The 16,015-nt window shown below is 53.5% G+C and carries 23 protein-coding genes; 7 read left to right on the top strand and 16 right to left on the bottom strand.

From position 1 onward, the window contains the following. Window positions 1-168 precede the first annotated feature (168 nt). Window positions 169-1,296, bottom strand: coding sequence for a BRO-N domain-containing protein (locus tag ABD847_RS01655; protein WP_345009399.1), 1,128 nt, complete (start codon window positions 1,294-1,296; stop codon window positions 169-171). Between the two features lie 619 nt (window positions 1,297-1,915). Between ABD847_RS01655 and ABD847_RS01660 the strand changes: the two genes are divergently transcribed. From ABD847_RS01660 to ABD847_RS01680, 5 genes are all read left to right on the top strand, one after another. Continuing rightward, a complete protein-coding gene (locus tag ABD847_RS01660) occupies window positions 1,916-3,361 on the top strand; it encodes a TIR domain-containing protein (RefSeq protein WP_345009401.1) in 1,446 nt (481 codons plus the stop codon). 75 nt (window positions 3,362-3,436) lie between these two features. After that, window positions 3,437-4,105 carry a hypothetical protein gene (locus ABD847_RS01665; protein WP_345009403.1) on the top strand — a complete coding sequence of 223 codons (669 nt, stop codon included), beginning with the start codon at window positions 3,437-3,439 and terminating at the stop codon, window positions 4,103-4,105. Window positions 4,106-4,184: 79 nt separating this feature from the next. Then, entirely contained in the window at window positions 4,185-4,868 is a 684-nt protein-coding gene (locus tag ABD847_RS01670) for a hypothetical protein (protein ID WP_345009405.1), read from the top strand. A gap of 56 nt (window positions 4,869-4,924) precedes the next feature. After that, complete coding sequence (locus ABD847_RS01675) at window positions 4,925-5,731, top strand: toll/interleukin-1 receptor domain-containing protein (RefSeq protein ID WP_345009407.1); 807 nt, start codon at window positions 4,925-4,927, stop codon at window positions 5,729-5,731. 688 nt (window positions 5,732-6,419) lie between these two features. Beyond that, window positions 6,420-7,331 carry a hypothetical protein gene (locus ABD847_RS01680; RefSeq protein ID WP_345009409.1) on the top strand — a complete coding sequence of 304 codons (912 nt, stop codon included), beginning with the start codon at window positions 6,420-6,422 and terminating at the stop codon, window positions 7,329-7,331. Window positions 7,332-7,461: 130 nt separating this feature from the next. Here the strand turns inward: ABD847_RS01680 and ABD847_RS01685 are convergent, their stop codons facing one another. The 12 genes from ABD847_RS01685 to ABD847_RS01740 all read right to left on the bottom strand — a co-directional run bounded on the left by ABD847_RS01685 (window position 7,462) and on the right by ABD847_RS01740 (window position 13,496). Continuing rightward, complete coding sequence (locus tag ABD847_RS01685; RefSeq protein ID WP_345009411.1) at window positions 7,462-8,031, bottom strand: hypothetical protein; 570 nt, start codon at window positions 8,029-8,031, stop codon at window positions 7,462-7,464. Beyond that, entirely contained in the window at window positions 8,028-8,396 is a 369-nt protein-coding gene (locus ABD847_RS01690) for a RusA family crossover junction endodeoxyribonuclease (RefSeq protein ID WP_345009412.1), read from the bottom strand. The genes ABD847_RS01685 and ABD847_RS01690 overlap by 4 nt, the downstream gene beginning before the upstream one ends. Next, on the bottom strand, window positions 8,393-9,385 hold the full coding sequence (locus tag ABD847_RS01695; protein ID WP_345009414.1) for a DUF968 domain-containing protein: 993 nt from the start codon (window positions 9,383-9,385) through the stop codon (window positions 8,393-8,395). The genes ABD847_RS01690 and ABD847_RS01695 overlap by 4 nt, the downstream gene beginning before the upstream one ends. Next, complete coding sequence (locus ABD847_RS01700; RefSeq protein ID WP_345009416.1) at window positions 9,360-9,617, bottom strand: hypothetical protein; 258 nt, start codon at window positions 9,615-9,617, stop codon at window positions 9,360-9,362. The genes ABD847_RS01695 and ABD847_RS01700 overlap by 26 nt, the downstream gene beginning before the upstream one ends. Further along, complete coding sequence (locus tag ABD847_RS01705; RefSeq protein ID WP_345009418.1) at window positions 9,604-9,825, bottom strand: MmcQ/YjbR family DNA-binding protein; 222 nt, start codon at window positions 9,823-9,825, stop codon at window positions 9,604-9,606. Before ABD847_RS01705 ends, ABD847_RS01700 begins: the two co-directional genes overlap by 14 nt. Further along, on the bottom strand, window positions 9,816-10,043 hold the full coding sequence (locus ABD847_RS01710) for a TraR/DksA C4-type zinc finger protein (RefSeq protein ID WP_345009419.1): 228 nt from the start codon (window positions 10,041-10,043) through the stop codon (window positions 9,816-9,818). Before ABD847_RS01710 ends, ABD847_RS01705 begins: the two co-directional genes overlap by 10 nt. Then, complete coding sequence (locus tag ABD847_RS01715) at window positions 10,036-10,407, bottom strand: hypothetical protein (RefSeq protein WP_345009421.1); 372 nt, start codon at window positions 10,405-10,407, stop codon at window positions 10,036-10,038. Before ABD847_RS01715 ends, ABD847_RS01710 begins: the two co-directional genes overlap by 8 nt. 109 nt (window positions 10,408-10,516) lie before the next feature. Next, window positions 10,517-11,326, bottom strand: coding sequence for a BRO-N domain-containing protein (locus ABD847_RS01720; RefSeq protein ID WP_345009423.1), 810 nt, complete (start codon window positions 11,324-11,326; stop codon window positions 10,517-10,519). A gap of 2 nt (window positions 11,327-11,328) precedes the next feature. Then, on the bottom strand, window positions 11,329-11,652 hold the full coding sequence (locus ABD847_RS01725) for a hypothetical protein (RefSeq protein WP_345009425.1): 324 nt from the start codon (window positions 11,650-11,652) through the stop codon (window positions 11,329-11,331). Further along, window positions 11,645-11,866 carry a hypothetical protein gene (locus ABD847_RS01730; RefSeq protein ID WP_345009427.1) on the bottom strand — a complete coding sequence of 74 codons (222 nt, stop codon included), beginning with the start codon at window positions 11,864-11,866 and terminating at the stop codon, window positions 11,645-11,647. The genes ABD847_RS01725 and ABD847_RS01730 overlap by 8 nt, the downstream gene beginning before the upstream one ends. Next, the gene (locus tag ABD847_RS01735; protein ID WP_345009429.1) at window positions 11,863-12,531 is read right to left on the bottom strand and encodes a replication protein P; all 669 of its coding nucleotides are present in this window, start codon (window positions 12,529-12,531) and stop codon (window positions 11,863-11,865) included. The genes ABD847_RS01730 and ABD847_RS01735 overlap by 4 nt, the downstream gene beginning before the upstream one ends. Continuing rightward, window positions 12,531-13,496 carry a replication protein gene (locus tag ABD847_RS01740; RefSeq protein WP_345009431.1) on the bottom strand — a complete coding sequence of 322 codons (966 nt, stop codon included), beginning with the start codon at window positions 13,494-13,496 and terminating at the stop codon, window positions 12,531-12,533. Before ABD847_RS01740 ends, ABD847_RS01735 begins: the two co-directional genes overlap by 1 nt. 253 nt (window positions 13,497-13,749) lie before the next feature. Between ABD847_RS01740 and ABD847_RS01745 the strand changes: the two genes are divergently transcribed. Further along, the gene (locus tag ABD847_RS01745) at window positions 13,750-14,055 is read left to right on the top strand and encodes a hypothetical protein (protein ID WP_345009432.1); all 306 of its coding nucleotides are present in this window, start codon (window positions 13,750-13,752) and stop codon (window positions 14,053-14,055) included. Here ABD847_RS01745 and ABD847_RS01750 read toward each other — a convergent pair. Beyond that, window positions 14,052-14,453 (bottom strand): hypothetical protein, encoded by a 402-nt coding sequence (locus ABD847_RS01750; protein ID WP_345009434.1) that lies wholly within the window; start codon window positions 14,451-14,453, stop codon window positions 14,052-14,054. The genes ABD847_RS01745 and ABD847_RS01750 overlap by 4 nt on opposite strands. A 246-nt stretch (window positions 14,454-14,699) precedes the next feature. Between ABD847_RS01750 and ABD847_RS01755 the strand changes: the two genes are divergently transcribed. Beyond that, window positions 14,700-15,161: a hypothetical protein gene (locus ABD847_RS01755; protein WP_345009436.1), complete on the top strand. Its 462-nt coding sequence runs from the start codon at window positions 14,700-14,702 to the stop codon at window positions 15,159-15,161. Here the strand turns inward: ABD847_RS01755 and ABD847_RS01760 are convergent. Together ABD847_RS01760 and ABD847_RS01765 are read right to left on the bottom strand one after the other, a co-directional pair. Next, a complete protein-coding gene (locus tag ABD847_RS01760) occupies window positions 15,152-15,778 on the bottom strand; it encodes a hypothetical protein (RefSeq protein ID WP_345009438.1) in 627 nt (208 codons plus the stop codon). The genes ABD847_RS01755 and ABD847_RS01760 overlap by 10 nt on opposite strands. Window positions 15,779-15,796: 18 nt before the next feature. After that, window positions 15,797-16,015 (bottom strand): hypothetical protein, encoded by a 219-nt coding sequence (locus ABD847_RS01765; protein ID WP_345009440.1) that lies wholly within the window; start codon window positions 16,013-16,015, stop codon window positions 15,797-15,799.

Below are 16,015 nucleotides of genomic sequence, written 5' to 3' on the forward strand. Positions count from 1 at the left end.
ATGATAAGCAGTTCCTATCAATAAGGCGGCGATTGTACGCACTGCGTAAGTCATTTTCTACCATCGTTCACTCGCTAAGGATAGTAGCTAGATCATTCACATATTCAGCACAGCACCGACGTCACAACCAGGGCAGCCCATCACAGGCTGCCCTTCTCTCACCCAGCCCTACATCCGGAACCGCAGGCCGCTCTCATTCACGTTCTTGGTGGCCGACTGCCACATGGCCAGGTGCGTGCTCAGCTTCTCGATATGATGCCGCAGGGCCATCACCTCCATCCGGCAGCTCTCCACGCAGTAACCCGCAGCACTCAGCTGCCCCAGCAAGGCCATGGTGGGCGACCGGCTATCCATGCCGTAGAGCATCTCTGCCGTGACCAGCAACGAGCTGGGGTCGTTGGTATGCCGTACCCCGCGCCCGACCTCCGGGCTCTCGGCTATCCAGCGCGCCACCGTGTAGTTGATATCCAGCAGACTCACTGACGGCACCACCTCCGGCCCCAGCAACTCCCCTTCCAGCGGCACCCGGGCCGCCAGCGACAGCGCCTCGGCAAACTGCGCCGGCAAAAGCTCCTCATAGCTGGCTCCGAACGTCGACTGGATGGCAGACCAGCAGACCACCTCCCCCTTGGCCTGTTTGTCTTTGGGCAGCGCCTCGATCCTGGCCTTCACCAGCGCCTTAAGGGACTGCTGCTGATCAGCGGTCAACTTGTTGGCCAGTTGGGGAGTACAGGGGGCCTGATACAGCCCAGTTCGCCGGATAGAGGGCAACACCTCGGCGGTGACCCACTTCTTGAAGCGTTTTGCCGCAGGCTTGCGACTACGCAGAATGGCGGAGTAAAGGCCGGACTCGTTGATAACAATCAACTCTCGCAGTTGCCCCTGATCTGCCAATTTGGCAGAGCAGGTTTCATCCTCGTCCAAGTGGCGAGTCATGGCACTGGCTTGGCTGTACTCCAAAGCGGAAGCGACATCGGCTGCAACAAACCAAGGTTGATCCTCGATCGTCAAAGCCCGAACAGGATGATTCTCAAAAGAGAATGGGATGACAGTAGACATGTTTTGCTCCGTTTCGACGCGGTTGACCACCACCGGAATTGATGGTGGCCGGGAGGTTCGAAACCCGAGCAACGCGGGCGGAGTTATTCCCCTGACGGGTATTGTATTCCTCACCCTCCCGGCCATAACAGAAACGGCACGGACAGATCCAGGGCGGATCTCAGGTACAAAAAAACCACGTCTGACGGGCGCGGAGGGTTCCGGTTGCTTAAGAGTTTCGACGCTCTTGCCGAGCATTCTGGGACAACACCCGCCCAGCGTCAACTGTACTTATCCCAAACGGACAACAGATCACCAACCGCAGGCAAGCACCGCCCAGCCCGGCCCCGCAGAACGCCGAGCCAGATCAAGGTCTGAGTGATAACACGCGAAGCGATCACAAAAACCGCTACTACCGTCGGTAGAATGAGGTTAAGTTGAGTCTTTACAATGCCATGCGAGACCCACCGTCCACTCTCCCATGGCTATGACACCCGCATCGCCAACTGGTAAGCGCTCCGCCAGGGGCGGTAGCTTTGAATACACCTGATATGCTCCTCAGGCAACTAGGCTTCGCTAAAAACCATATATTTGAAAAAGTTATGTGAATTAAAATATGGTCAAGATAGATAGATTATACGCAATAGCAGATATTAGTATCTTTAAAGTTAAGATAATTCGTGCAACCATTTATAGATAACAATTTAAAAAGGATTGAAATCTTGCCTTTGAAGTGATTTCTATCACTAGAATTAACATTCCCGTATATCGCAAAATTTACAGTCAAACAACCATTGATGCTTTGACAGTCGAGTCATCATTATCACTATCAAAACATCTTTCATCGGCATTTTAGAATGAACGTAAGGTTTGAAAAATGAAACCAAGAGTATTTATCGGCTCTTCTGTTGAAGGATTGAATGTTGCATACGCAATTCAACAAAACTTAACACATGATGCAGAACCTACTGTTTGGGATCAAGGTGTTTTCGAGCTATCCTTAACAAGTATCGAGACCCTAACAAAAGTAGTTGAAGAATCTGATTTTGGTGTTTTCGTTTTTAGCCCTGATGATATAACAAAAATGAGGAGTGGAGAACACAATTCAATTCGCGACAATGTATTATTCGAATATGGATTATTCACAGGAAAACTTGGCCGAGAACGTGTGTTTTTCATTACACCAGAAGGTAGTTCACTCCATATACCCACAGATTTACTTGGCATTACGCCCGGAGTCTATAACCCACATCGAGAAGATGGTCGACTTCAAGCCGCCACAGGCCCAGCATGCAATCAAATACGAGAAGCCATAAAGAAACTTCCTAACATTACATCAAATGAAATAAGTACAGACCCTGATGAATCAAAGGGTCTGAATGGTAAGGAAAACGATGAATGGATTATTGACCTGTTAAAAAGGGACTATAAATCAGCAAGGGATAAACTTACCGCGGCGATGGTAACCAAGGAAGAAAATGAACAACTGATAGATAAAGCTTGGATGGTTTATATTGACTTTAAAGAAGATGCTTTTGCTGGTCTAGAAAAAATGCTCCAGTTTGCCTCAACACATAAAGATGATAAAAAAGTTCTGTGTCTCATTTCTAGTATGCTTTCCTGGGAGAGCTACTATGAACAGGCCTTAGATCTGATTAACCGAACATTAGAAGCATTTAAAGGCGACACGGAATTATTAATAATAAAGGCAGATATTTATGCCTGCATCAATGAAAAAGATAAAGCGATAGCACTTTTAAGTGACAACATGCAGTCAATGAATCCAGATGTAGCTATCACGCTTAGTGAACTATATGAAAAAGATAACTTACAAATGGCAGTAGACACAATTCATGCTGCATACGTTAAACACCCTGGAAATAAAGCAATAGCATTTAAATATTCTAGGCTTCTGCAAGATAATAACCAACATAAAGAAGCCGTTGGAATTTTAAATAATCTATGTATTAACGATCCAAACAACTCTGATTATTTAGGGTATATAAGCAACTCCTGTGTACAACTAAATCTTTACGAAATGGCAATGACATATCTAAAAAGAGCGAATGATGTCACAAAAGAAAGTAAAGCATGGATCATGAACAACATTGGGAACATACTTAACAACAAAGGTCTTTATTCAGAGGCTGAATTTTGGTTAACAAAAGGTCTTGAGATCGACAGAAAATCAGAATATGCATATGACAGGATCACCTCTGCAATAAAAAATAGAAACAAGGAAATCGAATTGTTTCAATCTTTGTGCACGGAAGGTTTACATCTAATTCGTGAAAAAACTAAAACAACGAGTATGGCACAATAGCAACACGTATTGACGACTACGCAGCCAGTTAAACAGACATTATTTTCCTATTCGAAACTTGGAGCACTAGCAGTCATGGATGACGTGTGCAAAACAGAACCTATTGATTTAATATCTAGCTTCCTATTATCGCTCGAAACTAAAGACCCTGAATTAAGGCAGGCAATATTGGAAATTAAAGCGAAAACTCGCATAGATGAAATTCTAGGGGGTAGATATAGCCTTTTATTTCTATTAGATCTTTATCATTCTTTTGAAAACAGGTCAATAACTCTTGACGCGATAATGCACGAAGTGAAATGTCTTGAGGGCGAGATTAATCAGAGCAGAACCAAACCAGCTAGCCAGTTTTCACGACCGCCTCTTAAAGGTTTGTGGCATAAACATTTCTACGACTCTAATATCTCGGGAATGGTGCAAAACATGATGAATGCTCTGAATACCTACAGCATTCCTTACTTTGAAAGTAAAATTGAAGAAGCTAAAACAAGTGGAATTGAACAATATATGACAGTCGAGGATATCCCACATATTGTAGAGGATATCGTTTCAAGAAACCTTCAGAAGCGTAGTGAAGAGCAAAGAATGACTGGGGAGTGGATTATTTATGCAAATCATAATGGCGTTAATTACTATCTTTGTATAGCTAAGCACAAAGAAGGTGATGAGAGCATTAGAAAGAGGCTGGATGCAGCTTGTTTGCTTGAGTTCCCATTTCTAAAAGATCTTCTACCCGCATCGTAATAGTTATTTAACAAATGCCTTAGCGAGTAGGGTGTAATAGCAATGCGTAATGCGCCGTAAAACTGGCGAGCAATGCAGTATGAGTGCAATGAACATATTCGATTTCTGGCAACGGTTCGACCATCGAGATGAGAATACCCACCCCGATGACGAAGCAGTTCTCGCTGAGTTGCAGGCGGCCTATAGCACCGACTTCGACATGACATTTCCGCCAGGGCCCTACTTCGGCCCGCTCAAGACCGCCAAGATCGTGCTGTGCTATGCCAACCCAAGCGCTGACCAACCTTCTGTTAAAGCGGTCTCAAAACAGAACCATCACGACACCTTGCTTCGCCAGCTCTCCGGCGAAGAAGACTACCCCTATCAAATCGGCGGTTGGGATACATGGTTCCGCAGAGTGGCCAACAGCCTGTTCGCTGGCGATGATAAGCTTGCCAGCCGCACCGTCGCCATTGCCAACCTGATCCCCTACGCATCGAAGAACATGGACAATGTCGAGGCCATCGCCAACTGCCTGCCCAGCGTCTGGGCCATGCAAGACCACCTGCGACACAACCTCATCCCCCGAGCAAAGCGTGGGGAGATCTTGCTGGTCATGTGCCGCTCCAGCCATCTATGGGGCCTACGCACATCCCATGGATCAGAGAACATCATCATCAACGACGTGCGGTCTGGGTATACTACAGAAATAAAAAAAATAGTTTCTAAATTCTTGGCAATGAACAATTTCAATTTAACAAAATCAATCAAACCGCAAGTTTGACTTACCATATAAGCCATGGCAATACACCTAACAAAGATTAACCGTTGGAATATCTCATGAAAATATTTATAAGCTGGTCTGGAAAAAGGAGCAAAGCTATAGCTGAGCTAATGAGCGATTGGTTGAAATGTGTAATACAGGCATCACAGCCTTGGATTTCCACTAGAGATATTGACAGAGGCGCGATTTGGTTTTCTGAGATTAACGACAAACTTAAAGATGTTTCAGTTGGAATTGTTTGCCTTACGCAGGAAAATAAAAACAGGCCTTGGATACTATTTGAAACCGGAGCATTAGCGAAGGGCCTAACAACCAACCGTGTTTGTACTTTTCTTATAGACTTGAAACCAGAAGATTTACAAGATCCACTAGGTCAGTTTAATCACACCACCCCAGACAAACCTGGGGTATGGGCGCTAATCAGAACAATTAATGACTGCTTGGGTGATAAAGCATTAGATGAGAGAATACTAAACCAAGTTTTTGACACATATTGGCCACAGTTTGAAAATAAATTTAATAATGCAGTGTCGCAAAACCTTCCTGATGAAGAAATACCTCCCCGTTCAGAGCAAGATATTTTATCTGAAATACTAAGTAACACTAGAAGCCTATCTCATAGAATGCGAAGCTTAGAGTCCGAGGTTTTTAGCAACAATGACCCCATGAGCGAGTCAGCAGTCTATAGTAAAATCGCATCTGATATCATGAGTTCATTTGACAATGGTCACTTAAGTGAAAAGGAGGTTTTTGACGCACTTAAAAAGCACAACATGCCATCAATACATTGTGAAAAAATAATTGACCACATATTTGGCAAACAGAATGTCATAACTCATCGAAATAGAAAGTCAAACACCTAGCCTTTACAAGGTCGCTCATTAATCATCAGAATTTAAACAATCACAAAACACTTCTACAGGCAGGTGTTAAATGTCTAAGTGCTATACGCTGCCATAGCATTTAAAGACATAAATTTGGCAGCATAAATGGAGTGATATATGGGAATAAAGCCTGGGCCAAAGCGGATTGCAGATTCCACAGGGAAACCTGATAGAAGGCAACGTGACAATAAGGATACACCTGGCAATACGCCGGGACTTAAGCCACACAAGCACAAGAAAGGCGATTAATTTTCGTCATTTTTGAAGAATGCAGTGCAGGTTGTCGGGGTTATAGTCCCGCTGCACTCTCCATCGCCTCGCGATCTTGCCCAACTGACTCATCGCCAACTTCATGGCATGACACCTATCTGGCCACCCTCCAGCCCTGCCAGCAGCCGTGTTGCCTCGGTCAGCACGGCCTGGTGGCTTGGGCCCCAGTTGTTATGGGCAATGCCGCACAGCTCGGCCATGCCGCGTAGGGATAGCCGGTGCCGGCCGCTGCCATGGCAGCTGAGAACTCCAGCATTAAATGCTAACACCACGAGAAGCTCACACTCTCAACAGAAAATATAATTTTAAATGGGCATTTATAATTAAAATTGAGACTTTGAGAACATCTAATAAAAGTAAAAATCACAGCATCCAATTTATTTAAAATGGTGTCAAAATGGATCTTTCTGTAATTCAAAAAGAATTAAAATCAGCACTCTATGAGAGATTAAACTCTCCATTTATAGGTTGCTTTATTTTGTCGTGGATGATTATAAATTACAAATCCTTACTTTTGCTCGCGTTCCTTGATGATGATATTGCAACCAAAATCAGTATGATTGAAGACTTACATGAAAACACCACACAGTTTCTAATCAAACCTTTAGCATTATCAGTAGCATTCATAATCACCCACCCTATTATATCAGTTTTGATATTCTGGTGGCAGGAAAGACTTAGAGACCTAAAAAGACACATCAAGCTCAACATAGAAAACGCAGCAACAATACCAATGCGTGAATATAGGAAGCTTGAAGCACACACTAGTGAAAAACTAGCCAAACACAACGAAATGGTTCTTGTATACGAAGGTAAAATTGAAAAAATCTCAGCGAAAGCAGAGCAGTTTTTTAATGAAAAAAAAGGATTAGCAAAGCAAGTGGACGATTTGAGGATCAGGCTGGTTGACTTTGAGGACTTACAAGCCAGGTTCGCTCAAATGAAGGAAGAATTAACTGCTCAACGGCTCACCAATGACAACCTAAAAAACGACTTGAAAAAACTAACAAGAATAAATGAAAGCAATGAAGAGACTGCATCAATGCTAAGTAAGCAGTTTGAAGCAGTTCAAAAATTCCACAAAACAAATGGCTTTGACGTCCAAGACAAAATGGTAACTATAGACATACCTCACCTAGGTGAACATTCTATCAATAGATTGACCCACGAAATTAAATCATTGGGCATCGCCCCAACGTTTGATGGGGACGCGAAAGCAATCTCACTGGCCATACCATTTTACATTGACTGTGCACATTTAGAAGTGCTGGCGGATAAATATCGTTCAGACATATCTGTCGTTTCATGAACTTCATATTTTTGAAGTCGCCATCTTCCATTTAAGAATATTGTAAATATTTAGATTGCTGAAACGTTGCGCATTCAGAGATAACCTTGGTTTATGCCTATCAGCACGAATAAGATACTACTTATCAGCATTATTCAGTGCTGACCGCCACCCTCATCACCTCCCCCTCCAACCCCGCCAGCAACCGTGTGGCCTCCGCCAGCACGGCCTGGTGGCTCGTGCCCCAGCTGTTATGGGCAATGCCGCAGAGCTCGGCCATGCCGCGCAGGGACAGCCGGTGCCGGCCGCTGCCGTGGCAGCTGGGGCACTCCACCATCACAGGCTGCATACCGGTCACGCCGTAGGTCATCTCATAGCGACCTGATGGCAGCTCCCCTGACCCATCGCAGATGCCGCACACAGGTGAGGTCATATCCCGCAGGGCGATCTCCACCAGGCCGGCCCGGGTCTCCCGCTTGAGACGGTAGCCGTTGACGCCGCAGAAGATGTCGATGCTCATCTGCAGGTAGCGCAGCACCCGCAGCAGCTTGGCCTCGTGACCGCAGTAGCGGTAGTAGGCCCAATCCAGCGCCGGGCCCTTGAGCCCCTTGAGCAGCCCTACTCTGTCTTCAAACTCCCACACCGGCTTGCCGCCAAAGCCCATGCCGTCGATCTGCTTTGCCCTGGGGGTCAGCCCCGCCAACACCATCGCTACGTTCATGCCCCTGCTCCCTCAATGCTCACCAGCAGCTTGCCGCCTTTTGTTATTTCGCCCCGGGTCACCACCAGCCGGTCTATCTGGCTGTCGTCCCCCCAGACCCCGGCATGGGTCAGGGCATCCAGGGTTGCCTTCAGTACGTTATCCAGGTCTCGCCCGCGCCGGTCAGGCGCCTGAACGTGTAGCTCCACCGCCAGGCGGCCAGTCAGCTGCTTGCCAGCCACACCAGCTAATTGGCAGTAATGCCCCGCCAGGGTGCGGAACTTGCGCCCCTCTGTGCTCAGCAGGGTTTGTGGCCGGCCACGTGTCACCACGTTGCGCCAGATGCGGTTGGTGCTGGGCGGCCAGGGCAATTCGAACTGCATCATGCCAAGGCCCCCTCTTTCATCGCCCGATCCAGGGTGCGCAGCAGGTGCTCCAGCTGCGAGCCGTGCTCCCGTTCCCAGCTGGCCACCCCGCCGCGGTGCAGGGCGTCGTGGTGCCGGCGGCACAGCGGAATGGCAAACAGGTCATGGGCCTTGCCGCCCATCTTTCCCTGGCCATGGCTGATCAGGTGGTGCGGATCAACGCCTTGAGCGCCGCACACACAGCAGGGCAGCCCCTTCACATAATCCAGATAGGCCCGGCAGGCCCAATACTTGGGCTTCGGCTTGCCCAGGTAGCGAGCAGGCGGGTCGGCATCCACCACCAGCTTCGCCACCGGCTTGGCTAGGGCTTGCAGCTGCTCGCCCGGGTGCGGCAGGTAGAGATCATCGGTATCAGTCCAGCCCTGGCCGGTATGGCGCAGGGAGGATGCCGGGCGGGCCAGCACCTGGCGGGAAACGCTATCCGGCAGCAACCCGGTCTGCTGGATGCTGGCCAGATACCAGCACAGCTCCGGCAGGCTGAGCCGGTGCCCGGCGGGCAGGCCGAGGGCGATGCGGATAACCTCCAGCCAGAACGCTGCCAGGTTGCCCTGGGCCAGCTTGGTCAGTGCCTCGATGTGCTGGCCGGATTCATGGGCGTGGATCCAGCACAGGCGCACCGGTATCCCCTCCACTATCACGTTGGTCAGCTGGGGATGGCACTCCCCCTCGCCGGGCAACTGGCAGCCCAGGCGGGCCACCCAGGCATCCAGGGCCAAGCGCTGCATGGGGAACACCTCCAGCAGCCCACGCCACACCGGATCTAGCCGCCGATCGGCTTGTAGGCCAGCCGCCGGCGCAGTGCCGCCCACCACCGGGCCCACCGGCAGCCCATCAGGCGCCATGCCAACCAATACCCGCCCACCGGCCAGCGCCCGCACAAACCCAGGCAGGTGCTGGCCCAGCTTCACCATCAGCACACCCAGCTCATTGACCGGAATTGGCGTTGCCACTACCTGCACCCTGCGCCCCCTTGTCGAATTCCTGAATACAGGCACGAACGTGCCGCCGAAAGGTGTCCTGGCCCTCTTGCCCGCCCGGCAGGCCTTGCAGCTCCTGCCAATACCGCCAGGCCAGCCGCCGGGCCTTGTCACGGATGGCCTTGAGCTCCACAAGCTTCAGGCCCGCTTTCGCTCTGCCCAGGTGCCGCTGGTGCCGGCTCGGATCCCAGTTACTTCTTGCCACGTCTCGCCGCCTTGAACTTCCCGCGGTACCGGTTCAGCCAATCCCTGAAATGCTCCCGGTACGCTTCTGGACACCGATCGACCTCTTCCCGGATCTGATCTTCTGTTACTTCCCCATCGAACAACCGCCGGATCCAGCCATAAGCCGCCATGTGCCAGCGGACCCGCTCCACCTCCTGCTCGGTCAGGGCGGCTGCCTTTACCACCATGCCCGGCGCTGCTTGGCCTTGAGCTCCAGAATGGTCTGGCACTCGGCACAGACCTGGGTGCCTGGGATGGCCTTGCGCCGCCGTGCTGGAATGGGCTCACCACACTCCTGGCACTCCGCCGCCCCCGCGCCGGCCGGCAACTGCGCCCGAACCCGCTGGATGCCGATATCCTCTTGCAGGGCAATCAGATCACCGGCCTGATCAACGTCATCACTCACCTGGCTTGTCCTCCAGATAGATCACCATCCCAGCCAGGTAGTTGATCGCCCCCAACAGCTCGCGCTTCTGACGCTCCACCGTAGGCAACCGCCTTGTCTCCTGGATCTTCTTGATCGCCTGGTAAGCCATGCCGCCATCGGTATCCAGCAGCCGGCTTATCTGCTGCATTGGCTGATGCTCAAATGGCAGGTCCTGGCCATGCCGTTCTGCCCCCTTGCCAACTGCCGCCTGTTGATAAGCCTCATCAAGAACAACCATGAGACGCTCATATCCAGGCACCACCTTGGAAAATTGAAATGTTCCGTCCGCTGGTTCACTGGCCGCCCAGGCCTGCTCACGTTCATCCATCAATTCAGCACCCATAACCACATCCTCACCACACACACACCAGCACCAGACACAACGACAACCGTCACGCTGGCCAGCATCACCCCACAGCAGGCCTCAGCGAACTTGGTAGCAGCACTCTTACTCATGCTGCCTTCTCCCCTACCAGCCCCAGCACTCCCAGCAGATCCTTGAACCGGGTTTGAAACCAGTGCGGCTGGGTCTCCCGCTGACAGCGCGGATCCACGATGTTCTTGCCGTACAGCAGGCCCCGCGGCGACACCGCCCAGAACTCCCGCTGCTTGTCCGGCGCCTTGCTGCTGGGGCGGCTCATCTTCTCCAGCAGGCCATGGGAGGCCAGCAGGGTGTTGAATGCCTTGGCGCTCATCTGGATGCCAAAGGCCTTGAGCCCCTCGGTGGCAGAAAAGGTGGGGCGCGAACTGCCATCCACCGCATCACTGGGCGCATCGATGGCATAGGCCGGCAACAGATTGGGCAGCTGGTGCTGGGCCTGGATCTTCTGCAGCATTCCCAGGCGCCCAGAACTGCTCATGTTGAGCATGCGGGCCGACACCTCGGCAAACAGCAGGTCACGCTGCACCGCCGCCACATCCGGAATGGCCGGCACCCCAAAGCCCCCCGTCTTGCGGATGGTCGGTAGCACTTCGCCGGTCACCCAACGCTTGAACGCCTTGGCCGTCGGCAACTTGCTGCCAAAGATCAGGGAGTAGAGCCCCGCTTCATTGAAGTAGGTAATGACCTGAACCCCGCTGGCGGTGGGGGTGTCGCGTTTCGTTACATCCCCTTCGTCGACATGGTCGGCCACCGCCTTGCGCGGATTGCTATACCCCAGCGCCCGGCACACATCCGCAGCACAGAACCAGGGCTCACCCAGCTCATCGGTCACAATCCGCACCGGGCCGAACTGCTCACTGTCAAAACGCATCAGATCCATGCTTACCCCCTCATCTCACGCTGCCAGCGGGTCAGCCGGGTGTCCCAGGCCGTCAGATAGCGCAGCACCCACTTCATCCCCATCGCCAGCAGGCCGAGCACACCGGCGATCAGGTTGATCAACAGTTGCAGCGCGAACACGACCACGGCCCCGTATACCTTGGGCAGCAACAGCACCCCCAACAGGCCGACTGCCACCACCAACCAGGCCAGATCCGCCGTCTCACCACTGCCAGGCAGCCAGCCGCCCGCATGTACCAGCGTCAGCGCCGAGGCGCAGAACAGGGTCACAAACGCCATCAGGCCCCAGAAAATCACCTTACCCATGCTTGATCTCCTTTCTGGCCTGCGCGGCCAGCTCAACCAACTCATCCACCTCGGCCTGGCGGATCAACGCCGGGTCCAGGTGATCACCAAACTCCCTCGGGTCCAGCGTTGGGGTGCAGAGCAGCGACAGCACCAATACCAACAGCAGCACCGCCAACACCACGGCAGCCCCCACCAGAAACCCCACCGCAAAACCGCCACCGAACAGCATCACAGGCCCTCTCCGTTGACTGACCGCCCACGCAGCATCGCCTTCAACGACGCCACCCCACGCTGCCCAGCCTGCTGGTAAAACTCCGGGCTGTGCTGGATCTGGGATTGGGTTGGCAGCCCCTTGAGCACCTCGGCCGCCAGGTCTTCACCCTTCACCACCCGACGCAGCAGCTGCTCATAGGCCTGGGCGAATACCTCGCGGTACCTGTCCGCACTCAGGGTCTGCCGCTCCCACTTGGTGGCGCGGGCAGCCAGCACCACGGCCGGATGCGTCTTGCGGTGGCGGGCGATATCCGCCAGTGCCTGATCCACCGTCGGCAGGCCCAGGGCCTCCGGGGTGATCTCGCACCACTTGATGAACATGCCAGGGGCCGGGAAGAAGGGGATGGACTGCTGACGGGCGACCTGCATGCCCAGCTGCAGCTGCTCGCGGCTGGTACACCCGGCATCCACCAGGGCCCGGGTCCACTCCGCCAGGGCGCGATCCTGCGCATCAACGGTCGGGAAGGCGTGCCGCCAGGCCGGGAAGACGCTCTTCAACTGCTCGAACATCATCGCCACCGTGGCGGCATCGTTGGCGCTGATGGGCGCCTGGCGCACCGGCTCACTGGCCGTGGTCGGCATACCCCGTTGCATCAGGGCGGCCAATGGCATGGGCTGAGTCATCAGAAACCCTCCTGCAGGTACTTGGTCCAGCGGGTGTCGTTCACATCCAGGGTGCCGGCGGGCTGCAGGTAGGCCTGTGCCATGCCAGAACTGCCGCCCTTGTCCTGGCACCGAGCCAGCCAGGAGGTGATAAACCGGGTGATGCCACGCTTGGTCTTGCGCTTGGTAGGGTTGCCAATCAGCCAACCGCACATGGCCCGCAGCTCCTGGGCCACGTCCACCGCCGGGTACAGGCTCCGCATCTGGTCGGCGAACGCCACCGTGACTGGGTAGCCCTCACCGGTGTTGAGCGGCAGCAGGATTGCCACTGGCTCGTTGACATCAGGCGTTGGTGCTGGAGTGGTTTGGTTTGGTTGGCTGGCAACCTGGGAGGTCTGCTCGGGTTCGGCATGGTAGACCCCCTCGTCAACGAGAACGCCTTCAACCACCACCGGCGCAGAGTCCGCGACAGCGGGCTCCGCGCAAATGCTTTTGCTCTTTGTCTTTCTTGTCTTTTGAATAGTGTCTTTTGTGTTTCCCTGTTTCGGGGAAGGTTCTTTCCCTGTTTCGGGGAAACTTTCCTTCCCGCTTTCGGGGAAACTTTCCCCGTTTTGGGGAAGATTTGTAGACCACTCAGAAAGGACTTTATTGGGGCCGATCTTGCGACCGCTGGTAACGATGATCCCCATGTCCAGCAACTGGTTCTTGGCCGTACTGACCCGGGTTTCTGGGATCTTGGCAAGCTCAGCAATCTGGCTGTTGGTGATGCGATCAAACGACTTGTTGAACCCGTAGGTCTTGCGGATCACAGCCAAGGCCACCTTGTACTGATGCTTGGTCAGGTCAGCCTCTATCAGAGCGTCAAGCAGCTCATTGGCCAGCCTGGTATAGCCATCATCACAATCCGCCACACGCTCCCCCTTGGCCGCCGCATGGGCATCGGCGACATGCAGCCGCCCAAACTCGGCCCGAACTACGTTACCCATGGCTCACCTCCCTGCCCTGCCACGTCCGCCAACCGGCTTGGAACGCCAGGAGGATTTCGTCCCAGCTAACCAACTGACCTCGCAGTAGAAAAATCGCTTTATCCCTGTTACGCTCATTCATGTTCACGGTCTCCTCAGACGTCGTGATCCGCGCCCCGACTGTTCCCGCAGTGCGGGGCATTCTTTTATTGGCGGCCTGCCGCCTGATACGATTGGCTCTCTCACAAGCAACCGCTTCACCAAGGAGCAAGCCATGACCTACGACTACTTCATCCAATTCCTGACCCAGTACGACACTGACCAGATCCCTAAGGGCGCGGTTACGTTCAGAACCGCCCTTCAAGTCGGCGATGTCATCCAGCTGGAAGAGGACGGCGAATATCATCTGGTTCGCCTGATCACCCACTCACCAGCGGGCGCCACCCTTCACCTGTCTGGCAAAGGCCAGAACATCGCAGACCTATTACTGTGTGAGCCTGAGTTCACCGACCTGGACTTCCGATGTGACGCAAGCCAACCAGTAGATGTGATCCGTCTCTGGCAACAAATGTCCCGCTAACGCCCAGTGTTAAGAGGGGCCGCCCTGTCCGGCTTATCTGGCCTGGCCTCGGTTTGTCCCTCTCGATTGGAGCGTTCCAGCTCTCTAAACGCGGCTTCCCGCACCAGCTCCTTACGCGCATTGCTCATCTCAAACACACCCTGTCGCACCACAGCGTTATCAACTTCATCCAGCATCTGATCGATAACCTCTTGCGGGGCGCAGGCCAGTAAGCGACCCAACACGATGTCCAGTACGTCGTTGGCGAGGCTGGCCACCTTCATCGAGTGACCAGGATTGAATGGCACGCAAAGGCTGCGGCTGTTGCTGGAATTTGGGCCAACGCTTGTGCAGCTGATCGCCGCCCGTAGCCGCTGGGTTAGCAGGGCGATCCGGTAGTTATCGAATGTCTCGCTCATAGCGATTCCCTCATTTCTCAGGCCAATTGGCTCAGCCCTGTATGCCCAATTCGGTGCCCTTAACGCCGGGCCAGCGACCTGTTTGGGTCAGGTTCCCTTCCGTGCTATGGTTCAGCTGTCCAGTTCTCAACCAACAGCACAGGAGTCGATATGAACTCATTCGTTGAGCCAGAAGACCGGTTTGGCCGTATCCCTCGTCAACCGGCACCACCTCCACCAAAACAGCCACAACGCTAAGGCCATGACATGAAACGTGACGATCTCCAGTTCCAGCTCAGCTACTCCTATTTCATGGAGAGCATGCATGCCCGCCTCTACTCGCGAGTCGACAAGCTGCTGACCTTTGCTCAGCTGGTTCTGGGTTCGTCCGTCTTTGCATCCTTCGGCGAAAACTGGTTCCTTGGCCTGGCGCTGGTAATCCTTTCCGCGATCAGTTTCGTGTGGCAGCCCGCTGCCAAATCCCATGTGTATGCTGGTAGAGCTGATAACTACGCCAAGCTGATGTACCGGGCAGACGAGCTGACCGACCAGGAACTGGAGTCCCAACTCACCAGCACCGTCGAGGACATCTTTGATGAAGTCGGCGCCCTTACCAGCGCGGCCTATATGCGTGCGGCCATCCAGCTCGGTCGGCAATGCGACACCAAACTCAGTGGTATTGAGAAAGTCCTGGCCTGGCTGGCCGGTGATTTGCCACGTCATCCCTGATCACCCTCGCCCGGTACTGCGGCGGAGCCCGACTGCTTCAAGGCGATCAATGAGTCGATCGAGCCGATAAGCCGGTCATTGCTTTGCCGCGACTCCAGCAGCTCCTTTTTGGCGACCAGCAGCTCATCCAGACTCGGGTTGCCAGATAGATTCAGCGCGGCGGCAATGGCCTCTCCGCTCTCCTTGGCCATATCACTGGCGGCCCGCACATGCCCCACCTCTGCCGATGCAGGTTTGTCTTCGATAAACACGCCGCCGGTATGGCCGAATAGCCCGTTCACCAGCCCCATTCGCACCGAGGTCGGCATGGCGCCGGCAATCAGCCGGATCAGGTCGCACCACATGTCACCGGGGATCTTGTGTTCCAGCCGCAGCCAGCGGCGCACCTTCTGGGCGCCCAGCTTCATCTGCTCGGCGGGGTCTTCATGGCTCGGCCAGTCGATGTCCAGCACCGCATCCCAGTGGTTGGCGTGGTAGAGCTCGCGGACGTTCTGGATGCAGGCCTGGAACGAGCGATGGTCCACCCGCTGCCACTCGCTTAGTGCCGCCTCCAAAATGAAGGCGGTGCTCTGGGGCCGAAATCCGCGCTTCGTGCCGATAACGTCAATGGCTGGCATGATTTAAATAACCTTTGGTTAGCCCCGCTTTGGCAGGGCTGCTAGAATGTCTGCCGCCTTTTTGTCGAGCGGCAACGAAGTGAGCACTTTGTGGCTCATTCCTTGCTCCATCAGTTTTGGCACCCAGGTGGCAGGTACCTTCTGCCTGCGGAATGCTCGTGATACAGCAGGGCCAGAAACTCCCAAGGCTTTGGCAATCGCGGCCTTGGTCTTGAATCGCTTAAGCAGCTCGTCCAT

The organism is Pseudaeromonas paramecii (assembly GCF_039540575.1).
Classification (GTDB): Bacteria; Pseudomonadota; Gammaproteobacteria; order Enterobacterales; family Aeromonadaceae; genus Pseudaeromonas; species Pseudaeromonas paramecii.